The sequence below is a fragment of the Kribbella sp. NPDC059898 genome (genome assembly GCF_042730855.1).
In the GTDB taxonomy this organism is placed as follows: Bacteria; Actinomycetota; Actinomycetes; order Propionibacteriales; family Kribbellaceae; genus Kribbella.
The window spans coordinates 40,853-55,417 of the sequence record NZ_JBHWKR010000026.1; the positions used below are offsets into that span (position 1 = coordinate 40,853).

The 14,565-nt window shown below is 65.8% G+C and carries 15 protein-coding genes; 7 read left to right on the top strand and 8 right to left on the bottom strand.

All coding sequences use genetic code 11. The annotated features are described in order from the left end of the window. Positions 1-127 precede the first annotated feature (127 nt). The 3 genes from ACFV9C_RS42700 (at position 128) to ACFV9C_RS42710 (ending at position 4,276) form a co-directional block, all read left to right on the top strand. Positions 128-2,845, top strand: a complete 2,718-nt coding sequence (locus ACFV9C_RS42700) for a hypothetical protein (protein WP_380203452.1) — start codon at positions 128-130, stop codon at positions 2,843-2,845. After that, positions 2,842-3,231, top strand: coding sequence for a hypothetical protein (locus tag ACFV9C_RS42705; RefSeq protein WP_380203454.1), 390 nt, complete (start codon positions 2,842-2,844; stop codon positions 3,229-3,231). The genes ACFV9C_RS42700 and ACFV9C_RS42705 overlap by 4 nt, the downstream gene beginning before the upstream one ends. 100 nt (positions 3,232-3,331) lie before the next feature. After that, entirely contained in the window at positions 3,332-4,276 is a 945-nt protein-coding gene (locus ACFV9C_RS42710) for a hypothetical protein (protein WP_380203456.1), read from the top strand. 95 nt (positions 4,277-4,371) lie between these two features. Here the strand turns inward: ACFV9C_RS42710 and ACFV9C_RS42715 are convergent, their stop codons facing one another. After that, entirely contained in the window at positions 4,372-4,791 is a 420-nt protein-coding gene (locus ACFV9C_RS42715) for a hypothetical protein (protein WP_380203458.1), read from the bottom strand. A gap of 123 nt (positions 4,792-4,914) precedes the next feature. Between ACFV9C_RS42715 and ACFV9C_RS42720 the strand changes: the two genes are divergently transcribed. Further along, the gene (locus ACFV9C_RS42720) at positions 4,915-5,649 is read left to right on the top strand and encodes a helix-turn-helix transcriptional regulator (protein ID WP_380203460.1); all 735 of its coding nucleotides are present in this window, start codon (positions 4,915-4,917) and stop codon (positions 5,647-5,649) included. Between the two features lie 110 nt (positions 5,650-5,759). Beyond that, entirely contained in the window at positions 5,760-5,945 is a 186-nt protein-coding gene (locus ACFV9C_RS42725) for a hypothetical protein (protein WP_380203462.1), read from the top strand. Between the two features lie 92 nt (positions 5,946-6,037). Here ACFV9C_RS42725 and ACFV9C_RS42730 read toward each other — a convergent pair whose 3' ends face one another. The 5 genes from ACFV9C_RS42730 to ACFV9C_RS42750 all read right to left on the bottom strand — a co-directional run bounded on the left by ACFV9C_RS42730 (position 6,038) and on the right by ACFV9C_RS42750 (position 10,068). Next, on the bottom strand, positions 6,038-6,544 hold the full coding sequence (locus ACFV9C_RS42730) for a hypothetical protein (protein WP_380203464.1): 507 nt from the start codon (positions 6,542-6,544) through the stop codon (positions 6,038-6,040). 213 nt (positions 6,545-6,757) lie between these two features. Further along, positions 6,758-7,060: a hypothetical protein gene (locus tag ACFV9C_RS42735; RefSeq protein WP_380203466.1), complete on the bottom strand. Its 303-nt coding sequence runs from the start codon at positions 7,058-7,060 to the stop codon at positions 6,758-6,760. A gap of 16 nt (positions 7,061-7,076) precedes the next feature. Further along, on the bottom strand, positions 7,077-7,871 hold the full coding sequence (locus ACFV9C_RS42740; RefSeq protein WP_380203468.1) for a hypothetical protein: 795 nt from the start codon (positions 7,869-7,871) through the stop codon (positions 7,077-7,079). Further along, the gene (locus tag ACFV9C_RS42745) at positions 7,868-9,529 is read right to left on the bottom strand and encodes a hypothetical protein (RefSeq protein WP_380203470.1); all 1,662 of its coding nucleotides are present in this window, start codon (positions 9,527-9,529) and stop codon (positions 7,868-7,870) included. Before ACFV9C_RS42745 ends, ACFV9C_RS42740 begins: the two co-directional genes overlap by 4 nt. Beyond that, positions 9,526-10,068 carry a hypothetical protein gene (locus tag ACFV9C_RS42750; RefSeq protein WP_380203472.1) on the bottom strand — a complete coding sequence of 181 codons (543 nt, stop codon included), beginning with the start codon at positions 10,066-10,068 and terminating at the stop codon, positions 9,526-9,528. Before ACFV9C_RS42750 ends, ACFV9C_RS42745 begins: the two co-directional genes overlap by 4 nt. 775 nt (positions 10,069-10,843) lie before the next feature. On the opposite strand from ACFV9C_RS42750, the gene ACFV9C_RS42755 reads away from it, so the two are divergent. Next, positions 10,844-11,341: a hypothetical protein gene (locus tag ACFV9C_RS42755; RefSeq protein ID WP_380203474.1), complete on the top strand. Its 498-nt coding sequence runs from the start codon at positions 10,844-10,846 to the stop codon at positions 11,339-11,341. Positions 11,342-11,630: 289 nt separating this feature from the next. Next, positions 11,631-13,130 carry a PQQ-binding-like beta-propeller repeat protein gene (locus ACFV9C_RS42760; protein ID WP_380203476.1) on the top strand — a complete coding sequence of 500 codons (1,500 nt, stop codon included), beginning with the start codon at positions 11,631-11,633 and terminating at the stop codon, positions 13,128-13,130. A gap of 37 nt (positions 13,131-13,167) precedes the next feature. Here ACFV9C_RS42760 and ACFV9C_RS42765 read toward each other — a convergent pair whose 3' ends face one another. Then, a complete protein-coding gene (locus tag ACFV9C_RS42765; RefSeq protein ID WP_380203478.1) occupies positions 13,168-13,632 on the bottom strand; it encodes a hypothetical protein in 465 nt (154 codons plus the stop codon). 194 nt (positions 13,633-13,826) lie between these two features. Next, positions 13,827-14,393, bottom strand: coding sequence for a DUF6624 domain-containing protein (locus ACFV9C_RS42770; RefSeq protein WP_380203480.1), 567 nt, complete (start codon positions 14,391-14,393; stop codon positions 13,827-13,829). Between the last annotated feature and the right edge of the window lie 172 nt (positions 14,394-14,565).

The following is a 14,565-nucleotide window of genomic DNA, read 5'->3' on the forward strand; positions in this document are numbered from 1 at the left end:
CAGGACCCGCAACCGAGGGACAGCTGTGAAACCCACCGACGAGCGCCAGACCACGCCCACCGGCACCGACTCATCGTCACGCCACGACGGCCCGGCCGGCCCAGCTCATGACATGCTCCAACGAGCCGTGGCCAAGGCACGTCAGCTTGCCCCCTCCGACTCCCCGGGCAGCGACCTGATCCGAGCGGACGTACCGGCTGAGCAAGTGAAGATCGAACTCGCCGACCGGCGCGCTGCCCTGATGCGAAGCCAGTCCGAGATCGCAGACGCCCGGCGTGCCCTGGTTGCCGAGATGGAAGCCCAGATGGCCGCAGCGCGTGAAGCACTGGCACCGCTCGAGCAGGAATTGAAGCAGCTGCACGAAGGGATCTGGACCGTCAACCTCTACCTCGGCCGGGACGAAGAGATCGTCTCGCTGCGCGGTGGAGAACCCGCGCCCGCCGAGACCCCGATCCACCTGCGGCAGCTGGTGTTGTCGATGGACGAAGAGACCGCGATCGGTGCCGAACAGGGAGGCATCGACCATGCCGACATCACACAGTTCGACGAATGGCTGCTCGCGGACCCGAACCACCTCGACCAGGTGCTGCCAGAGCCACGCGGCGTCGTCGTTCTGGTCCCGAGACGCCGCGGCCGCGACTACGGCGACGTCTGGGCGAACGATGCCCGCAACAAGGAAAACATCCAGTCCTACTGGCTGATTCGCAATGGGCAGCGCCTCTACCGGATGCGAACGGACTTCGTGGTCGGCAAGACGATCCTGCCGAAACGGTCCGAGTTCACCGACCTGTTCTACGAGGACCACTACAACTGGCAAGAGCGCCGCCACGAAAGGGCTCCGATAGACCCCGGATCATCGGCCTGGCTGAAAGCCGAGGAGAAGCAGGACAGCAGGCAACGGCACTACATGCGATCGGCGCTCATCCTTCAGGGTCTGATCGACCGCACCTCCGTGTTCGACCCCAAACCCGCCTATCACGTGTCATTCGTCAACTCGACGTCGTACGAAGCCGGCCATGTCGTCCTCATCAACGACGCCGAAGACGATCGTATGCTCACCACTGGCCGTGAGCCGTTCTACACATGGCTCGCCCGGCTCAACAGCCAGCTCCATCCTGGTATGCGGATCATTGGCGCCTTCGAGACCGACGCATTCCGGCACGAGACGAGTGACGGCAACAAGTACGGCAGTCCCCACCTGCGCCTCACCCCGTCAACGACGAATCCCCCGCCCTCGAACGTCATCCACTACCTGGACGGTCGCCGCGACGGCGGACTCGTGTTCAAGTACCAACGCACCGACGAGATCTGGGACAACGCCGCCGGCGGGTTCCGGCCATCAAAGACCCGGGCCTCCTGCGTCGTGTACCCCAGCGACCGGTTCGTGGTCCCGTTCGACCTGGTCAGCATCGACGAGATGCGCAGCTACCTGCAAGCGCGGCTGGACCGTCACGCCTACGAAGACATGTTCCCGCTGCTCAACGCCGCGATCGCACTCAAGGAAGCCGAAGCAGCCGCCGAGGCGCCGATGCGAGATCTGATCACCGCACAGCTCATCAACGCGGGCGCGGACCCAGACCACGCAGCCGATGTCGTACCCGGCCTGGTCGAATGGTGGAAGCTCGCCAACAAGTGGCACCGGCCCCTGGTCAGCGACGGCGGCCCGAACGAAGCCAAGGCCATCAAGACCATCGTGGCCGAATACCGGCGGCGACAGAACGCGATCACCGACCCGGACCGCGACAACGACTTGATCGAGCGCCTCCGCACCACCGAGACGAATCTCATCGCCCAGCGCCGCGACGGCCGATGGGTCGTACTCGCCGAACCCCGCAGCGCCGACCGCTACTCCAGCGCGATCACGGCGAACACCTGGTGCACCGAGCACACCTACCCGCGGACCGGACACGGACAGCCCAGGACCAGAGACTGGGTACTGCCCGGGACCCGAACGGCCCAGTGGCGCGTCGTGTGGGCCAGCGAACGATGGGCCGGCTGGAACCTCGGAGCCTCGCTGTCGGACCACTTGTCCGGCCCCGAAATAGACGCCCTCGGGGCAGAAGCCCGCAGGCACACCCTTGCCGAGCACGGCGACGGCAACACCTACCTGGGAACCACCTACCAGCTCGCCCGGCACGACGACATCGAACGCACCCAGATCAAGGTCTGGCTGATCCCCGACCATGGCGCCGACCCCAACTACCCGGTCCGATACCTGACAACCACCTGGTCACGTAACAACCGCGGCCACGTCACCGCGCACCACGCCCGCTACCTGCACTCCCAGACCTACTCAGGGACCCAGCTGTTCGGCAGGTACACACGCGACGGCCAGCAGTGCGGCCCGGCCCTGATTCACGTCGACGACTCCGCTGTCACCGAGCTCAACAACCGGGTCGCCGGCTGGAAGTCCGAACGGGATGCGAAGCACGCCGAATGGGGCGAGCTCTGGGCACTCGAACTGTCCGTGCAGACCGAATGGGAACGCCGCTGGATGGTCGAACAATACGACCGGTTCATGGAGGACTACCGCGACGAGACGCTGTGGCCGGCGCACAAGGCCCGTCTGCACCCCGCCTACCCGCACCGCATCTCCCACCGCGGTACCTACGGCAACAGCGAGCTCATGACCATGCTCAGCGCGCTGAAGGCGACCGGCCACCGCCTCGACGGGAAGACCATCGCGGAACTCGCAGCGGCCTACACCCAGCTCGGCCACGCCTTCCAGGTACCAGACGACATCGCCGACATCACGCTCACCGCGCCCGCACCTACCAGCGCCCATGGCCCACGCGCCCACAGCGAGCTCACATCCAACTCACCCCCGGAGGCCGACCGCCGATGAACCACGCACACGACCCGTCACACCAGGCCATGACCGCGCCCGTCGGCTCCGTCGCGGAAAATGAACCGCGACCATCGCTGTCCGAACTGGTCGCGGCACGCATGTCGCCCGCGTCGCTTCTGGGACTCGACGACGACGAGTTCGACGCCGTCAGCGACTACGAGCGACACGTCAGTGAGGAACGTGCCAAACTCGCCGCCGGCATCACCGACGCGCTCGATGGCGCGGACCAGGCGACCATCGCGCTCAACGAGCTCGTCAGCGCGTCGGTGTTCGACGTCGAGTACGACGGCCAACCGGGGGACGACTTGCGAGCCCACCTCGAGACAGCCGCCCGCGAACTTCGAGCAGCGTCAAGGATCGCCGACCAGGCGGCCCGCCGATGAGTGAGCCGACGTCGTTCGATAGCGCGGTACCCGACCCCGACCCCGACCCCGACCGCGCTGCACCGGCACAGGGGCCCGCCCTCAGACGAGGTGAACCGACGTGCTGACAGTCAGCGACTTCCTCGACCTCATCGCCGGACACACTATCTGCGATTGCCTCAGCGGAATCCCGACGAGCGACTGCTCCGACCGGTGCCCCAGACAGTCTGTGGTGCGCGGACATGGATCCGCACAACCCGCGAGCAACCCAGCCCAGCAACCCGAGCTGGCGCTGATCCCACAGACACTGTTCCCGCTCGACCGGATCCCCGACTACCTGTCCGGATGGGACGTAGACACACCGCGGGTCGTCATCTCCATCCTGCTGTGGCGCATCACCGCCGAGTACGTGCAGGACAGCGAGCCACTGACGATCCAACCTGCACACAGCATCGCCGAGACCGCCGAACAGTACATCCGCGATCACTGGCAGGACGCCGAGGCCGAGCAGCCCGCGCGGCCCGGACCACTCATCAGCAGGTACCTCGACGACATCGGACTGCTCGAGGACTACATCCGGGTCAAGCAAAACCGACAGCACATGGCCTTCGTCCCAGGACCCGGCCTGAACCTGGCATGGACCCTTCGACGCTTCACCACAGTGCCGGGTGCCCTGTCTTCCAGCACGCCCGCCATCACGCAACGTGCTGCCGACAGTGAGAAACGGGTCCGGCAGGTCCGCAGTCACCTCACCGCCGGCCTCGACGTCCTCGACGAAGACGGCCGGCCAGACGGAACGAGCGTGGGTGAATGGCACCTGACCTGGGTCGAGAACGACGAAGGCCACGCCAACATCGAACTTACTGCGCCGTTGCACTCCTGGCACGCACTTCACCAGACACGCTTCGTTGACCTCGTAGCCGAGCTAGCCGGCAGCGACTCGACCACGCAAGTACCGGCAGAAGCACAGGTCGTGAAAGCGCTGATCGCCGCTGGCTGGGTCAGGTCGACCGAGTCCGCCTCAACCCCAGACCTCACGGCCAGTACACGAGGCGGCCGCCGATGAGCACCAGGTCCTCGATCGAATGGACCGAAGTTCTCTGCACCACACGCCTCCCGCGCAAGCCTGTCGGCGACGGGGTTTCGATCACTGACCGTGATCTAGGTCTGGGGTTTCTCGATCGCGCCGGCCGAGAGGGTGAACTGGTTGATGTTGACGTGGTAGCGGTTCTTCCCCGCGGTGTTCGCTTCGTCTTCCTCGGCGAGTGCTGCGACTTCGGTGGCGGGTGCGAAGCGGATGACGGTGTTGTCGCTGGTGAAATGAACGAAGGCGTAGAGAGCGTGGCAGCCGAGTTCTTCGGCGAGCGTGATCAGTTGGTGTGCCTTCGCGGGCTCTGTGCGGAATGGTCCCCAGTCGATGGTGGTGCCGCGGACCTGGATCAGCCATCGCTTGGAACCGATGCGGGCCAACAGGTCGACGATGGGCCAGTTGCCGGCGACGTCGTTGAGGTCAGTGACGGTGAAGCCTTCGGCGCGGAGCGCGGCGGCGGCCGCGGCTTCGGCCTGCTTGCCGATCTCCATGTTGTTAGCCATGTGCCTGGTCGTCCTTCTGTCGAGTCAGGTAGGGCTGCTCAGGGTCGCATGGGCCGCCGACACTATCGCCCGATCCGCCGCGCGGCGGGGGCTATCGGTCAAGATGGGGGAGTGAGCAAGACGTCCCCGCCGGCCTTCAGCCCGACCCGCCTCGCCCAAATGCGGGAAGCGAGGGGGCTGAGCCATACGGCCCTGGCCGAGTTGGTGGGCGTACGCCGCCAAGAGGTGATTCGCTGGCAGAACCAGGCATCGCCGCGGGTACCGCGGCCGCAGATGCAGAAGAAGCTCGCGGACGCACTCGGGGTCGAGCTCGTCGACTTGCTCGAAGCGACGACAGAGACGCTGGCGACCCTGCGCAGGAAACACGGCCTCAGACAGGAAGACCTCGCCGAGCGCGCCGGCCTGTCACGCTCAACCCTCCAGGCGCTCGAAACCGGAAAGATCGCCACCCTGCGGCCCGAGTTTGCCGAGCGCCTTGCCGAAGTCCTCGGGCTGAAGGCCGATGAGGTCGCACGGGCACACCAGGCGGGTCTCACCGAAGGCTCCTCCCCGGACAGCCACCACGCTGGGCCCAGTCAGGCACCTCACCTACGCAGGGCGCACGAACTGGCCGAAGGCGTGAAACAACTCGCACCGGTCCTGCAGCTACCCGACGAGACAGAGCGCCACCTCACCATGATCGCGGACGAGCTCGATGCTGAAGCCAACGCGACCGTGCCCGACCGCGGATGCCTTCTCCAGTTGGTCCACGACATCAACGAAGCCGTCGCAACGACCACGCCCAGCGCAGGCAAACAGGCCGTGCTCAGGCTGATCGTGGCTGCCCGCAGCTCCCTGTCAGCCTGACCGCGTGCCGCACGGGTGCGTCGACCAGTCCTCCCTGAGCCTGTCGCGCCGGCAGTAGGATTCCCGTCGACGGTGGTAGGCCGAGATGGACCCAGTGAGGGGGATGTTGGATGACGCTGTACCGCGGCGAGACACCGATGACGCCTGAAGAAGCTCGCGACTACGAGATCGAACGCGAGCTGGACGCCATGTGCTCGGAAGGGCTCCTTCTTCGAGTCGTGGCGGACAACGAACCCGCGCGATACATCAAGACCCGCAAGGGACGGGCCGAACTCGCCAGCCCGCAGGACGACTGAGTGCGGTTTCTGCTTTCTTCAGGTGAACCGGTCGAAGCCTAGTGACCTCGAGACTTCGCACGGCACTTGACGGGCTGACCGCTCGCCGGTGATCAGCTGTCGGAGTCCAGAATGGCCGCGACGATCTCCGCGAAGCCGCCTGGGCGCTGCATCGTGGTGTCAACGAGGTCGACCAGCAGTGCGGCTGTGAAGCACCAGGTCAGGTGTTCGCTGGGATGGACCGGGCCGAGAGACGTGCGCCAGCCGTACGGGCCGATATCGAGGAAGGCGGCCGTCAAGATTCCGGCAGCAATCGATATGTGCTCGTTCAGAACTTCCGGGTACTCTCTCTGCAGCCTGGTGACGACCGCAGACACGAGTTCCATCGGTCCTGCAGCATCGGGCTGGTCCGCGGCCGGCTGCAACTGCCGGGCGGCGACGTAGATGAGAGTGCCGAAGGCCTCGGTCACCACGTCATGCCCCCAGATCTTCAAACTATGCACGATTTCGTCGCTCACCCGGCCGGACGATGCGCCACCATCGCGGCCACACACGATCTCGACCATCTGTAGCGCAGCCGCCAGCGCTCCGCCGGGGACCGTTCGCTCGTCGTGCTCCATGGGCGCCAGAGTATCCGCCGTTTACGTCGCTTTGTGCTCCTGGCGGCATGGACGGGGGCCGCGGTGTCCTGCGGCTGAGGCCAGTCCGGAATCACGGGCCATGGGCAACAACAATGAAGGGGTTACGGTTGCGCCGGAACGCGGATCGCAGGGGCAGACGCGCGAGATCAGTTGGTGGAGGCGGCAGCAGCCGTGTCGTAGATGCGCTCGATTTCAGCGACTGCGTCGGCCACGTTCGGCTGCTGCTCGTTCCAGTAGTTTGGCTGCCGTGGTGGGAAGGTGGCGCAGACAGCGCTGGTAGAAGGCGAGTCCGGCCAGCGTGATGCGTAGGTCGCCGTGGTGCTCTACCAAGCCGCAGCGGATCGCGGCTGCTTCGTGAAGCTCGCTGCCGAGCAGGGACTTGAAGTACCGGTAGCGATCCGCATCAGGACTTGCAGCCTCTTCCGCGAGTCCTCGGACCAGCGCGAGGACGTGGACTGGGCTGATGGCGTAGTGGGGTGAGGAGGTGCCGCCCATTGTGTCGCGCCTTCCTCTACTCGAAGGTGACCATCTGAACGCCGACGATTTCTGCGTCCTCGACATCCCCGTAGTGCTCGATCCCGGCGATCTCGCCGTCCATCCAGGCGAGCGGGTCGTCGCCTTCGTTCTCGGAACGCTGCAGGACGTCCTGAGCGGAGTACCCGCGCTTGGAGCCGACGCTGATGACGCGGTCGTCGTTCAAAGTGACGGTGAAGTTGACCCGCTTCTTCTTGGCTTTGGCCTGCCGGAGCTTGTCCATCAACGACTGCCTGCCCCGCTCACGCCCAGGCCCCTCGGTCTTCGGGACCGTCATCCGGTACAGCTCACCAGTGGGATGAGTGTTTGTCGACTCGTCGAACTTTGACTTGCCGGGCTGGGGGCGATCCGGCGGGGCGAGAATCGACCGCGGGGCCTGCGGCGTGTTGTGAATCTTGACGAGTCCGCGCGGCGGATTCTTCAGGTCCGCCCGGCGAAGCTTCGCGCCTTTGGCCGGAGCCTTGGCCTGAGTGCCCATCGGAGCATCGGGTGGCACTACAGACGGCTGACCGGCCTTGCCGCGGACCTTCACCGGTTCGCCGGTCTTCGTGGTGCGCCGTGGCGGGGGGGTCGTGACCGTGCCGGTTCGAACGAGCTGGCCGAGTGCCTCCTGCAGGTTCTCGCCGGGCGATCTGCCGGCAGCGATCCGGCGTAGGCCGGACTCATGCCGCTTGAGGACCTGGCCGATACGCGCCCAGCTCATTCCGTCCACGCTGTGGAGGTGGTTGAGGAGTTCCCGGCTGGTGGGCTGCCCGCCCGGCGTGGCCGTCATGAAGGCCTCCGTGTCGCGAGCTGGTCGAACGCGGCTCCTGGGCCGGCAGCCTCGGCCTTCTTCACCATGGCGTCACGAGCGGCACGCGTGCGGGGGCTCGGGTGTGGCCCCGGGAGCCAGCCCTTCAGCCGCAGCTTGCCTTCCTTGCCGTCATCGCCGCCGCCGAGGCCGACCGGAATGGTCGCCAAGTGCGGCTGCGTCGTGACGATCGCATCGCCATTGATCGCGACCAGAGTCTGCGGGTCGACGTCAAGCGCACCCCACTCCTTCAGCTGAAGCCCGTTTGCAATGAACGGCGCGGTCGGCGCCAGAAGCATCCGGGCGCGTTCCTTGGCCCAGACCTGTGCAGGCAACTCGGGGCGATGGAAGAGTCGCTGGCGGTCGCTCAGCCTCTGCTCCTCGATGTAAATGAAGCGGTCACCGTACTGGACGACCGAGTGAATTGCCTCCGGCGGCACGACGCTGAGGTCTTCGACGATGTGAGTGCGGGCACGTCCGCGGGAGTGGAAGCCACCGATCGTCTGCAGCAGAATCGCCCGCAGGGCGCTCTTGACGAGTGACTTGAGCATGTCTGTCGCGTCGAGCTCGTTCGTGGCCGCCCGCGCCCGCAGCAACCGGTCGATGAAGGTGTCGAGGGGCCTGCCCTTGGTGAGCTGGATTCCCTCGAGGATCTCGATCCCGCGCCACCAGCCGGTATTGGTGTCGTGCACCAGCTCCGCCCCGTCGACCCACGTCTCGTACGTCGCGCCGGGCCGGTTCGGCCAGTGCCATGCCCTAGTCGTCGAGTCCGGGATCTGAACTCCGAACAGACCGAGGGAATCCCACATGTCCGGCACGGTGAACCGGATCCGATAGCGGGCTTTGACGTAGCGGCCTTTGTCTGCCTGGGTCCACAGCTCTGTTGCCTCGGCAGCGGTGAGCATCCGGGCAGGTCCGACGCCGAGCTCTCCCTTGGCCAGGCCGGCGTACATGAACCGTCCGTCCGCGGCCGCAAGGCCATCGATCTTGTCGGAGGTGATCAGCGGAACGCAGTCGCCGCAGCTGCAGCGTCCGTCGCCGGCGACGAAGCTCTCGGTTCGGTGCTGGCCACTGGTGGAGTGGATCAGATCGGCGATCTCGTCGGACACCATCGTGGCTTCGTAGTCGTACGTCGGGTCACGGGGCAGGGTGTGTGCCCACAGGTTCTGCCCGGTGCCGGCAGGAGATCGCAGCATCCCGCCGCCGGCGCCGTAGCGGCGGAGCAGGCTGGTCGTGATGTTCCAGGCCTCGCGCGCCGATGGTGCGGGCACGTCGTCGCCGGCAAACCATTCCCTGACCAGGCGGACTTCCACTTTGACGTTGTCAGCGATGTGGACGAATCTTCCTGTCGGCGTGCGTGCCTGAAGCCAGTGCCCGTCGCCGCGCCAGCCCGGCGTCTCGACGGTCAGCCAGTGCGGCTTGCCCGGGGTACCCGGCGGGATGGCGCCGGACAGCATGATCCGAGTTGCGCCGTGCTTGTGGGCCGTGTTCAGCAGGTCGACCAGCGATGGCTTGCTACGACGTCCGCCGATGACCGGCGTGATGACCTGCCCTGCGTCGTTGACGCCGGTGCCGTTGACGAAATCGAGCCACAAGGTTGAGTCGTCCGTCACGGTGTAGGGGATCGGGCGCATGGTCACTCGCCCGTCGTGGGGGAGTGGCTCGAGGCCGGCGTGCTCATGGTGTCAACACTAGGACGACCCACCTTGCGATCCCATCGAGCACCGAACGCGTCGACCAACTCCTCGACATACAGTGGGCCGTTCGGGCCCTCGATAGCTGCGGCCGGGAAGCCCTTGACGGTCGTGGCGATCTCCCGGGCACGCTGACGCGACACGCCGAGCTTCTGCCCGATCTGCGTGTAGCTGACCATCCGCGGGAACTGCGGTTCAGTCAGGCGCCGGCGAAATTCTCTCGTGGTCACGACGTTAACCCCGGAGGCTTTGGCCCCGGTCGCGCTCTCGATCAGGCGGATGGCTTCTGCCGCGGCCTGCCTCAGAGTCGCGGCCTCGAAGCTGATCGTGGCGGAGCAGCGCACCTTGTCGCGTCCCAGGTCTTCGGCGGGCTCGTCGTGGATTGCCGCGGACAGGCCCTCGAGCTGGCCGAGCCACTCGTCGAGCTGGGCCGTGTTGGGGGTGATGGGGTAGGTCCAGTCGACCACGGCGGTCCAGTCGGTCATGATTGTCGTCTCCTTCCTTGTCGCTGACAGTCAAGTGGAGGACGCGGCCCCCGGGTGCACTCCCGGGGGCCGCGCAGCCCCCTACTTGGCTGGGGGCCAAATGAAACCTGCCTTCCGCAGGTAGGCCAGCACGTTGAGCCACGCTCGGTGGTCCGACGCCGTCCCAGCGAGCGTGGCAACTCGCTTCCCGTTCGCGTCCCGGACGATCCAGTGGCCCTTCCTCGATTGCTTCACATCGAAGCCCTGGTCATCCAGTGCCTTGAGGATCCTGCGGAGATCTCCGCTCACTAGTATCCCCTCCTTTCCTTGTCGCTGACAAGAGAAACCTAACATCAATCCTTGTCAGTGACAAGGATTGATGGATGGCGAGAGTTGCCAGGTCCCAGATTTGGGGTGGATGGGGGCCGCGGCCCATCTGAGATGCGATCTGAGGTTTGGTCGGCAGTGGTGACTGATGTGGTGAGCCTCAGCCGCATGTCCGCCGCCGATAGGGTCGGGCGGGACGCCGACGAGTTCACCGAACCGCATGGCTCGCAGCCCCGCTGCTGCGGCGCTTACTCGGCAGAACAGGAGAACGCGAAATGCCCGAGTGTCCCGCAGGGACTATCCAGTTCTTCGACCCGCCGGCGACCGGCAATCGGGTCCACTTGAACGATGGCCGGGACGCGACGATCTGCGAGATCGACGCGGCGGCCGTGCCCTGCGAACTGAACACCCGGTGGAGGACACTGACCCAGAGCGTCAGGTACGGGCTGCCCGATCGAGGGTCGCAGCGATGAGCGGCCTGACTGCGGCCGAGGTACTTGCGCTCCTGGCGGAGTACGGCGAGTGCAGATGTTCCCCGGTTGATCGACAACTTGGGCGCTTCCGGGACGGTTGCCCCAAGCACCAAGCATCGCGCGCATCCAGCGATGCAGAACGCGCAGGTCCTATTGGGCTGATCCTGCCAGCGGCGGTGAACCCCAGATTTCTGAGCAGTTATCTCAAATCTGAGGGCGACAAGAACCGGGTCGTGGTCGCTGTCGTTCTGTGGCGAGTGGTCAGCAGCGTCCTGCGTCGCGACGATCCACTTCAACCTGTTGATGGGCAAACGTTCACCGAGGCGGCCGAAGCGTACGTCCGTGGGGCCGCACGTGCGCTCAAGATCAGGGCCGAGCCGGGAAGCGTTCTCCACCGTCAAGGTGCGGCGCTGTACCTGACGCAGGAGATCGAGCTGCTTGGCCTCAGCGCGCAGTTCCTCCGCCTCCTGGCAGCTGAAGGGACCTCGCGATGAACCGAAGCCGCGGCATGCGGGACGTTCACCGATACACCCACAGCATCGAGCACATCCGGCAGACGCTAGTCGACGGACGCGGTGACGAAACTCGCGCTCAAGTCGTCTGTACGACGCAGACGCGATCTCGGCAACGGGCGAGCCCACACGTTGAGGTCTGGTGCCACTCAGGACCGCGCCCCGAGCAGTGCGCAGCGCGACCCGCGGAATGTAGATCCGGGCGAGCCGGCGCTGGCACTAAGGTCACGGGGGATGCCGAGGGTTCGCTGTTGCATTGGCATCGCTCTTCATGACGCTCGGGGAGACGATGAATCGTAAATGGGTTGCGCTGGGGTTGGTGCTCGTGCTCGGTGTCGTTGGCGCCGTTCGCGGACCGGAATGGTGGGCGAAGGCATGGGAGAAGTGGCGGGGAAACAAGTGCCAGGTTCTGGCCGGTAGTGTGCCGGCGGATCAGCCGCTCCCTCCGATCCGGATATCGGCAGCAGCGAACCCCGATCTGAGCGGGTACAAGACGGCGGCTCTTCGCAATGCGACGGATGCGGTGGACCGGGCCAGGAGAATCCCATCCGACATCGGAACTCTGCGCAGTGTCGTGACGGCGCCGAGCGAGAAGGAACAAGGCCCGGACCTGGACGCGGTGAACCTTTTTGGCCTGGTCGACGGTGAGCCGCTGCTCAGGTTCAGCAGGATCTACCGAGGCAGCCGGGTCGCGCCTGGGGTCATGACCCGCATCGACACCAGGGCTGGTCGGCCGTCCTGGGCGCGGTGGTACCGCGATGACGAGTTGATGGCAACGAGCACTCCTACGAGTTTGGTGACAGTTCAGCGCGCCCCCAAGGCGCTGGCGCCACAGGTTGCCTCAGTCGGCCCGGATACGGGCGACATGCAGTGGTGCAAGTCGCTGGGTGCCGACTATCTGGACTACTACGGTGGCGAAGGGTCCGACATTGCCGCTGGAGATGGCGCCGTCTTTGCCGTTCACAGCGAGCGTCAAGCGAACGCTGAACAGGCACCGACCCTGATGGCTATGGATCCTGCCACCGGAAAGGACCGGTGGAAGAAGCGGATCGCCGGGTTTACGGCGGGCGGTGCCGTCGATGTGTTCGGAAAGTCCGTCTTGGTTACTCAGTGGGCTTTCGATTCGCGAGGTAGCAAGGCCTCCGGACGGCTGAAGGCTGACCCGGTGCGTGCGTTCAGCACGGCCGACGGCGCAGACGAATGGGAGTATCGAGGGCCTGACGCGACCGGGTGGGCCAACAAGGTGATCGGCGTCCGCGATGGCATCGTGCTGGTCCACTCCAGGCAGACCAGCTCCGCGCGATCCGTGGAGCCAGGGGCAGAGGGCCAGTACACCCGGAACTGGCTTGTTGGGCTCGGCCCGGACGGGAAGGAACGCTGGCGGCAGGATCTGTCGAACCGTGTACAGGCCCACCTCTATGACGGTGTCATGGTGGCGGGAAGCACGGTTCTGACGTTCGAGACACAGGACTCGGTCCAAGGACTACCCCAAACCGTCGTCGCGCGTGATGTTGCCAGCGGCAAGACTCGATGGACCAAGCACCTGCCGGCAGATCAAGATCTGGATCGCAATCCGAGTGCGCTCGCCGTCGTCGGAAACAACCTCCTGGTTCGGCAAGGCCTCCAGAAGCTCGTCGCCGTCGGTCTCGCGACCGGCGCGATCCGCACGCTGATGACCCAGGTCGATCTTGTGACCGGGTTCGCCATTGCTGCCGCTGGCAAGTCTCTTGTGATTGAAGTTGGAGGCGTGTTCCTGACCTTCGACCGGTGATCCCACCGAATAGGTGGCCGCGTCATCCTGCGCGGCTTCACGAGTTCTGTGGCCGCTGAACCGGTGATCCGGGGGAACCGGTGAACTGGGCCGTTCCCCATTCGGCGCGCAAAGCATCGAGCCAGTCCAGGAATACACGCCGGCCCGAGTCCCCGAGGGCGACGAACCCGTCGGCTTCGAGGCAGAACCCCACACCGTACTCGGACAAGGTCGCCAGCAGGCGTAGTTGGCACTGCTCGCCGTATTCCATCGCCGCCAAGAGCTCAGCGCGCGCAGGTACCGGCTCGGGTGGTACATCGATCGTCAGGTTGTTCCACCTGTCGTAGGCCGCGAAGTCGCCGGCGAGCGCTCGCAGATCGGCCGAGATCCCGGCCACCTGGTAGGGCATGAGTTCCGGGTCGAGATCGACACCGGACGGTTCGTCGACCACACAGTCGGCCTGGGCGAGGAGCGCGGCCAGGTGGGGATGGCGCCCGAGGAGCCAGACTGCGATCGCGTCCACGCTGTACCCCTGTGGCGGTGGGCGCCGTGTCGTGTCCGGCCACGATGCCGGGGAGGACCTTGGCTGGCTGTCGGAAGCTGTCACTGTGACCTCCAGAGGCAGATGGGGTGATGGCAATGATGCCCGCCTGTCGATTGGGCGGCGCGAAGTGACGCTGGTCCAGCGGGTCGCTTTGGTCGGTCCGGCAGCAGGTATCAGCCGCCCGGCTGATCGTGGGGCCGGGTGGTATCAGCAGTTTGCCGCCTGGTCCAGTCGGACCGCATCGTGGCCGCGTAGTCTGCGAACGGCTCGAGGCCGACCGACGCGCGGCGCTGATCGAGAGACTCCCGGTCGTGGATCGGCCGCGGTTGAGGCTCCCCGTTCCCGACGGTGATGAACTGGGTTCCGTACAGCTGGGGTCGGCCCGCGTTAACCCGAATCCGATCCTCCAGATACGCCAACAGGCGGGGCTCAGCCTCACCGCACGCCGCGGCAGCTGCCATGTGCTGGTGGAACTCCCGCTGAACGGCCGGCGCGTCATCTGAGTGTTGGGCCAGGATCCACGCCGCGGTCGCCCCCTGCTCACCGACATCAGAAATCCGAGGCCAGCCGCCGCTCGCGATGATCGTCGCGAGCCAGGCGGTGTTGTCGTGATCGATCCTGGCCACCGATGGCCATCGATCCAGACGCGCCTCGTCAGGCAGATCTTGTACTTCTGCCCGTGCCGACTGGTCGAGATCCATCCTCCGTAGCAACTCCTCTTTGAGGTCGCGTGCGGCCATGGCACCACGGTACTCAGGACGATCCGCCGCTGCGGAGAATGCGGGCGTGCTGACCAGTGAGTGCGGGCTCGCGACACCGCTCAGCTGAGGCGGGGACTGATCCCGGTGCGTACGCTCGTGAGGTCTGGGTGGGCCGCCTGAGATCGGAGTGAGGATTGAACGAGCGGCAGAG

Bases quoted from the DNA above. Each gene is read 5' to 3' on its own strand.
- ACFV9C_RS42705 (WP_380203454.1), top strand. From the start codon at position 2,842: ATGAACCACGCACACGACCCGTCACACCAGGCCATGACCGCGCCCGTC.
- ACFV9C_RS42715 (WP_380203458.1), bottom strand. From the start codon at position 4,791: ATGGAGATCGGCAAGCAGGCCGAAGCCGCGGCCGCCGCCGCGCTCCGC.
- ACFV9C_RS42725 (WP_380203462.1), top strand. From the start codon at position 5,760: ATGACGCTGTACCGCGGCGAGACACCGATGACGCCTGAAGAAGCTCGC.
- ACFV9C_RS42730 (WP_380203464.1), bottom strand. From the start codon at position 6,544: ATGGAGCACGACGAGCGAACGGTCCCCGGCGGAGCGCTGGCGGCTGCG.
- ACFV9C_RS42735 (WP_380203466.1), bottom strand. From the start codon at position 7,060: ATGGGCGGCACCTCCTCACCCCACTACGCCATCAGCCCAGTCCACGTC.
- ACFV9C_RS42740 (WP_380203468.1), bottom strand. From the start codon at position 7,871: ATGACGGCCACGCCGGGCGGGCAGCCCACCAGCCGGGAACTCCTCAAC.
- ACFV9C_RS42750 (WP_380203472.1), bottom strand. From the start codon at position 10,068: ATGACCGACTGGACCGCCGTGGTCGACTGGACCTACCCCATCACCCCC.
- ACFV9C_RS42755 (WP_380203474.1), top strand. From the start codon at position 10,844: ATGAGCGGCCTGACTGCGGCCGAGGTACTTGCGCTCCTGGCGGAGTAC.
- ACFV9C_RS42760 (WP_380203476.1), top strand. From the start codon at position 11,631: ATGACGCTCGGGGAGACGATGAATCGTAAATGGGTTGCGCTGGGGTTG.
- ACFV9C_RS42770 (WP_380203480.1), bottom strand. From the start codon at position 14,393: ATGGCCGCACGCGACCTCAAAGAGGAGTTGCTACGGAGGATGGATCTC.